This is a genomic window from Ruegeria sp. YKSF070 (assembly GCF_059612725.1).
On sequence record NZ_JBXWRD010000114.1, the window covers coordinates 1 to 1,399 of the forward strand.

2 protein-coding genes are annotated in these 1,399 nt (G+C 61.7%); both read left to right on the forward strand.

Going from position 1 to position 1,399, the window contains the following annotated elements:
• The first annotated feature begins 1 nt into the window (after position 1).
• Positions 2-1,177 carry an elongation factor Tu gene (gene tuf, locus AC2FL1_RS23465; protein ID WP_234144476.1) on the forward strand — a complete coding sequence of 392 codons (1,176 nt, stop codon included), beginning with the start codon at positions 2-4 and terminating at the stop codon, positions 1,175-1,177.
• 30 nt (positions 1,178-1,207) lie between these two features.
• Positions 1,208-1,399: hypothetical protein (locus AC2FL1_RS23470; RefSeq protein WP_496878533.1), on the forward strand; the 192-nt coding region annotated here is incomplete at its 3' end.

Here is a 1,399-nt window from a genome sequence, read left to right on the forward strand (position 1 = left end):
AATGGCAAAGGAAAAGTTTGAGCGTAATAAACCGCACGTCAACATTGGCACGATCGGCCACGTTGACCACGGCAAGACGACGCTGACCGCAGCGATCACCAAGTATTTCGGCGACTTCAAGGCGTATGACCAGATCGACGGCGCGCCGGAGGAGAAAGCACGCGGGATCACCATCTCGACCGCCCACGTGGAATACGAGACCGAGGCGCGTCACTACGCCCACGTCGACTGCCCCGGCCACGCCGACTATGTGAAGAACATGATCACCGGTGCGGCGCAGATGGACGGCGCGATCCTGGTTGTGAACGCCGCTGACGGCCCGATGCCGCAGACCCGCGAGCACATCCTGCTGGCCCGTCAGGTTGGCGTGCCCGCTCTGGTCGTGTTCATGAACAAGGTCGACCAGGTCGATGACGAGGAACTGCTGGAGCTGGTGGAAATGGAAATCCGCGAGCTGCTGAGCTCGTACGACTTCCCCGGCGACGATATTCCGATCGTTGCGGGCTCGGCCCTGGCCGCGATGGAAGGCCGTGATCCGGAAATCGGCGAGAACAAGATCCGTGAACTGCTGGCCGCGGTTGACGAGTATATCCCGACCCCGGAACGCGCTGTTGACCAGCCCTTCCTGATGCCGATCGAAGACGTGTTCTCGATCTCGGGCCGCGGCACCGTGGTGACCGGTCGTGTGGAACGTGGCGTGATCAATGTCGGCGACTCGATCGAGATCGTGGGCATCAAGGACACCCAGACCACCACCTGTACCGGTGTGGAAATGTTCCGCAAGCTGCTGGATCGCGGTGAAGCCGGCGACAACATCGGCGCGCTGCTGCGCGGTATCGACCGCGAGAAGGTCGAGCGCGGCCAGGTGCTGTGCAAGCCGGGTTCGGTGACCCCGCACACCAAGTTCGAAGCCGAAGCCTATATCCTGACCAAGGAAGAGGGCGGCCGTCACACCCCGTTCTTTGCGAACTACCGTCCGCAGTTCTACTTCCGGACCACCGACGTGACCGGCACCGTGACGCTGGCCGAAGGCACCGAGATGGTGATGCCGGGCGATAACGTCGGCTTCACCGTCGAGCTGATCGCGCCGATCGCGATGGAAGACGGCCTGCGCTTCGCCATCCGCGAAGGCGGCCGCACTGTCGGCGCCGGCGTCGTGTCGAAGATCATCGAGTAATCGGTGATCCCGAGACGCGCCGTGAGGGATGTGTCGAAGATCATCGAGCAATCGGTGATCCCGAGACACGCCTGGTTGCTCGAGGAGATTTTCCGCAGGAAAATCTTCCAAGCGCACAAGGGTGACAAACAGAAAAGGCCGCTCCCCCGGAGCGGCCTTTTTCATGTCCACAAACGATCCGACACCCGAGATTATTCGACGAATAATCTCGCAGCCCGCCAC